Source organism: Protofrankia sp. CiP1_Cm_nod4 (assembly GCF_982290645.1).
Map to the genome: position 1 here is coordinate 15,242 of NZ_CEVIVC010000088.1, position 5,006 is coordinate 20,247.

The 5,006-nt window shown below is 69.9% G+C and carries 2 protein-coding genes and 1 pseudogene; 1 reads left to right on the forward strand and 2 read right to left on the reverse strand.

Translation table 11 applies throughout. The features are described 5' to 3' along the window. Nucleotides 1–1,089, reverse strand: a 1,089-nt coding sequence (locus AC5LSR_RS16375) for a glutamate--cysteine ligase (protein ID WP_250287206.1), incomplete at its 3' end; no start/stop codon positions are given. Between the two features lie 243 nt (nucleotides 1,090–1,332). Next, a pseudogene (gene aspS, locus AC5LSR_RS16380) lies at nucleotides 1,333–3,071 on the reverse strand (aspartate--tRNA ligase). Between the two features lie 395 nt (nucleotides 3,072–3,466). Between aspS and AC5LSR_RS16385 the strand changes: the two are divergent. Beyond that, entirely contained in the window at nucleotides 3,467–4,720 is a 1,254-nt protein-coding gene (locus tag AC5LSR_RS16385) for an ATP-binding protein (protein ID WP_250287210.1), read from the forward strand. Nucleotides 4,721–5,006 lie beyond the last annotated feature (286 nt).

A 5,006-nucleotide genomic window follows, 5' to 3' on the forward strand; every position in this document is an offset into this window, starting at 1 on the left:
GGCGAGATCCCCGTCGGCCTGCCGCGCCACCGCGCGCTGGCGGTCGCAGCTCGAGCCGACCTGAAGAATGTGCAGGACGTCGGTGAGTTCGTCGACGCATTCCAGCCGCCGCGCGACGGGCAGCAGATCGTCGACGAGAACGGCGATCTCGTCCCGGACACGGCGGGTCGTGCCCCCCTCGTCGAGCAGGATCTCGGCGTCCAGGCCGTACCGGGCGGCCCGCCACTTGTTCTCCTGCACCACCCAGCGCTGCGGCGTCGGCAGCCGGTGGCCCTGGTCGAGCCGGGTGTTCATCCGGTCGACCAGGCACTGGGTCAGCGCGGCGATCGCCCCGACCTCCAGCAGGGTCGGCAGACCGTCACAGATACGCAGCTCCACCGTGCCGAAGTCCGGGTGCGGCCGGACGTCCCACCACACCTCACGGATGGTCTCCACCGTCCCGGACGACACCAGCGTCCCCATGAACCGCTCGAACTGCTCCCAGTCCGACAGAAGGTACGGCAGGCCGGCGGTGGGCAGGCTCTCGAACACCTTCGAGCGCGACGACGCCAGCCCCGTGTCCAGACCCAGCCAGAACGGCGAGGACGCCGACAACGCGAGGAAATGCGGGATGTAGCCGACGAGCGCGTTCACGACGGGAATCGCCCGCTCCTGCGCGGGAACGCCGACATGTACGTGCACGCCGAAAATCAGCAGGCGTCGGGCGACCCACTGCATGCGTTCCAGGATGGAGCGGTAGCGCGGGTCGGGACTGATCTGCTGGCTGGCATAACTGGTGATCGGGTGGGTACCGCTGCACATCAGGGCAAGCCCGCGCGACGCGGCCAGATCCTCGATGAGACCGACGGTCACGGCCAGGTCGGCCTTGGCGTCGGCGACCGTGTCGCAGACCCCGGTGACGACCTCGATGACCGACTCGAACAGCTCGTGTTTGGCCCGCTGTTCGGCATGTTCACCGATCTTGGCCTGATACTCGTCGAGGATGGCGGTCGCCGCCCCGCGAAGCTGACGGGTACGGCGGTCGACCAGCGCCAGCTCCCACTCGACGCCGAGACTGGATGTCGGTGACGGCGAGAACGGTATCTGCATTCCCGGGCCTCCTGTCGTATCCGGCGCGTGATCCACGGCCAACCCGCCCGAAGCCGAACCAGCCGGCCCCGATGCCCGTCCGGGACGGATTCACCGGTCATACCCACGCCACGACACGTGATGCGGCCAGGTAACCGTAAAACGGCCGGGACGCCGCCGGAGGCGGTTTCACCCGGTCAAGAGCCCGCCAGGTCCTGCCAGGCAGGGGAATTCGCGTGTGGTGGCAGGTGAAGGTGGCGGCGTTTACGCTGTCGGGAGTACCCGGATGCCCAGCTCACGCACCTGCCGGGCGTCGATCGGAGTCGGCGCGCCGGTCATCGGGTCAAGTCCGGACTGGGTTTTCGGGAAGGCGATGACCTCGCGGATGTTGTCCTCGCCGGCGAGGATCGCCACCAGCCGGTCGATACCGACGGCGAAACCGCCGTGCGGCGGGGCCCCGTAGGAGAACGGCGTCAGGAAGAAACCGAACCGGCGGTCGGCCTCCGCCGCCGAGATCCCCAGCGCGGCGAAGATGCGCTGCTGCAGGTCGGGCTCGTGGATCCGGATCGATCCCGAGCCGAGCTCCCAGCCGTTGAGCACCAGGTCGTAGGCGCGGCTGCGCACGGCCAGCGGCTCGGTCTCGAGCTTGTCGAGGTCGTCGGGGTGCGGCCGGGTGAAGGGGTGGTGGCCGGGCTTGGGCCGCCCGGTCTGCGCATCGACCCCGACGAACAGCGGGAAGTCGGTGACCCAGACGAAACGAAACCCGCCCTCGCCGGCCGGCGGGCGGCCGAGGTCGTTACGGAGCTGGCCGAGCACCTCGCAGACCGTCGCCCACTCGTCGGCGACCAGCAGCAGCAGGTCGCCGTCCTCACCGCCGGTCGCCTTCACGATCCCGGCCAGTTCGGCGGCGGAGAGGAACTTCGCCACCGGCGACTCCAGCGACCCCCGGCACCGACCCGCATCCACACCAGGCCCTTCGCGCCAAGCTGCTTGGCCCGGTCGGTCAGCGCGTCCAGCGCCTTGCGATTGTGGGTGGCCGAACCGCCAGGCACCCGGATGCCCTTCACCGACGGCGCCCCGGCGAACGCCTGGAAGCCGCTGCCCGTGAAGACCCCGGTCAGCTCGACGAGCTCCAGGCCGAAGCGCAGGTCGGGCTTGTCCACGCCGAAACGGTCCATGGCCTCGTGCCAGGTGATCCGCTCGATCGGCGCGACCGGCCCGCCGGTGACGGCCCGCGCGGCGGTCAGCACCGCGGCGGAGATCACCTCCAGGACGTCGTCCTGGTCGACAAAGCTCATCTCGACGTCGAGCTGGGTGAACTCGTACTGCCGGTCGGCGCGCAGGTCCTCGTCACGCAGGCAGCGGGCGAACTGGAAGTAACGGTCGGCGCCGCCCACCATCAGGAGCTGTTTGAACAGCTGCGGGGACTGCGGCAGCGCGTAGAAACTGCCCGGGAACTGCCGGGACGGCACGACGAACTCCCGCGCCCCCTCCGGCGTGGAGGGCATCAGCAGCGGCGTCTCGACCTCGACGAACTCCCGCGGTACCAGCTCCGAGCGCAGCGCGGCCAGCACCGCCGAGCGGGTGCGCAGGTTGCGCTGCATGCGCTCGCGGCGCAGGTCCAGGTAGCGGTAGGTGAGCCGGGTCGCCTCGTCGACCGAGTCCGCCCGCTCGTCGATCGGGAACGGCGGCGGCAGCGCCGCGGAGAGGACCGTCACCACGCAGTCGTGCAGCTCGATCTCGCCGGTGGCCAGGTTGGGGTTGATCGTCCCCTCGGGCCGGGCCGCCACCGTCGCGGTGACGGCGACGACATACTCGGAGCGGACGTCGACGGAGCCGTCCACCACGCACTGCACCTGGCCGGAGTGATCCCGCAGATCGACGAACATCAGCGACTGGCCGTGCTGGCGGCGGCGGGCCACCCAGCCGCATACCGTAACCGTCGCACCGATGTGCTCCGTGCGCAGCGCACCGCACAGGTGTGACCGCATCGCCGTCTTCATCGACCGTTCCGCCCGTTCGCTGTAGTTCCTGGGCCTGCCGTGGTTGCTTCAGGCGCCCGAGCACGCCCGTATCACGACGCCCGTACCGCGACCGACCTTACCGGCCGCCAGCGCCGCAACCGAACGAACATTCACGCCCACCGCCCGTCACCGTCACGAAGCCATGCCGCCACGGATCCGTCAGGGCACCACCACGATCAGGCATCCCAGCGGCCGATCGTCCACGCGGCGCAAGGCCACCCGCCCACGCACCGAGCGTCCATTTCACCACGACCCGTCCGACCAGATAACCGCAAGGACAGTGTCCAGGTGACCACGATACCTGCGTCCAACTGTCCACAGACCATGCGACCAGATGACCACGATCATGGCGGCCAAGTGTCCATAATGGTGGTGTGAACGCATCAGGCGCGCTGATCAGACGCAAGGCGGAGGCACTCATCGTGGAGGCGCTGGGAGACACCAGAGTCGTCGCGATCAACGGCGCGCGACAGGCCGGCAAGAGCACCCTCGCCCGGCTGGCCGCCGCCGCCACCGCCAACCCGCTGATCCGCCTGCTCGACGACCCCGCCACGCTGCGCGCCGCGCACGACGACCCGACAGGCTTCATCGACCACGACGGCCTGTTGGTCGTGGACGAGGTCCAGCTCGCCCCCGAACTGTTCCGTTCGATCAAGGTGGCGGTGGACACCGACCCCCGGCCCGGCCGCTTCCTCCTGACCGGCTCCGCTCAGATCCTCGCCCTACGCGACCTTCCGGACGCGCTCCCCGGGCGCATCGAGACCATCGAACTGTGGCCGTTCTCACAGGGAGAGATCGACGGGACGCCGGACCACTTCGTCGACGCGGCCTTCACCCACGGCCCCGGGCTCAGCCGCACCTCGCCGCTGCGACGCCGCGACTACCTCGAACGCATCGTCCGCGGCGGCTACCCCGAAGCGGTGCGGCGCTCACCCCGCCGCCGGACGGCGTTCTTCGACTCCTACCTGTCCACCCTCATCGCCCGGGACGTCACCGAACTGTCCGCCATCCAGCGCCGCGGTGAGCTGCACCAACTGCTCGCCCTGCTCGCGAGCCGGTCCGGTGGGCTGCTGGTACCCGGCGCGCTCGCGTCACAGTCCGGCATCCCCAGAACCACTCTCAACCGCTACCTGGACCTGCTGTCCGCGGTCTTTCTCATCAAGCTGGTTCCGGCCTGGTCCACCGGCCACACCCACCGGGCGGTCGGCACACCGAAGCTGGCATACGTGGACAGCGGCATAGCCTGCCATCTGCTGGGGCAGGACGCGGCCCGGCTCGGGGAACCCGACGGCACCGCCGGCCCGATGGTCGAGAACTTCGTCCTCACCGAACTCGCCCGCCAACTCGGCTGGAACGAGCAGTCCGCCCGCCTCTACCACTACCGGACGAAGGACAAGGTCGAGGTGGACGCACTGCTGGAGACCCCCGACGGCCGTGTCGTCGGGATCGAGGTCAAAGCCGGCGCCACCGTCCGCACCGAGGACCTCGCCGGCCTACGCCACCTCGCCAACCTGCTCGGCCCACGCTTCGTAGCCGGCTACGTCCTCTACACCGGCCAGCAGACCCTACCCTTCGGCGACCGCCTCTCCGCCCTCCCCCTCGACGCCCTGTGGAACCTGACCCCCTGATGACCCACCTGACCCCGCGAGTCCGGTGAGGTCGTTCTCGCAGGTCGGGCGGGAACGGGCCGGTGAACGGCGCACGTTCCGCTCCCCCGGCCAGCCCGGACGCACAGCCAGACGCCGCCCGCGGTGGTGCCCGCCGTAGAGTGATCGTATGACGGCAGGTCGGCTTGCGGCGGTGACGGTCGAGGGGTACACCTCGATCCGCTCGACGCGGGTCCGGCTGGGCGGGCTGAACGTCCTGATCGGCCCGAACGGGGCGGGCAAGAGCAACTTCGTCTCCGCGCTGGAG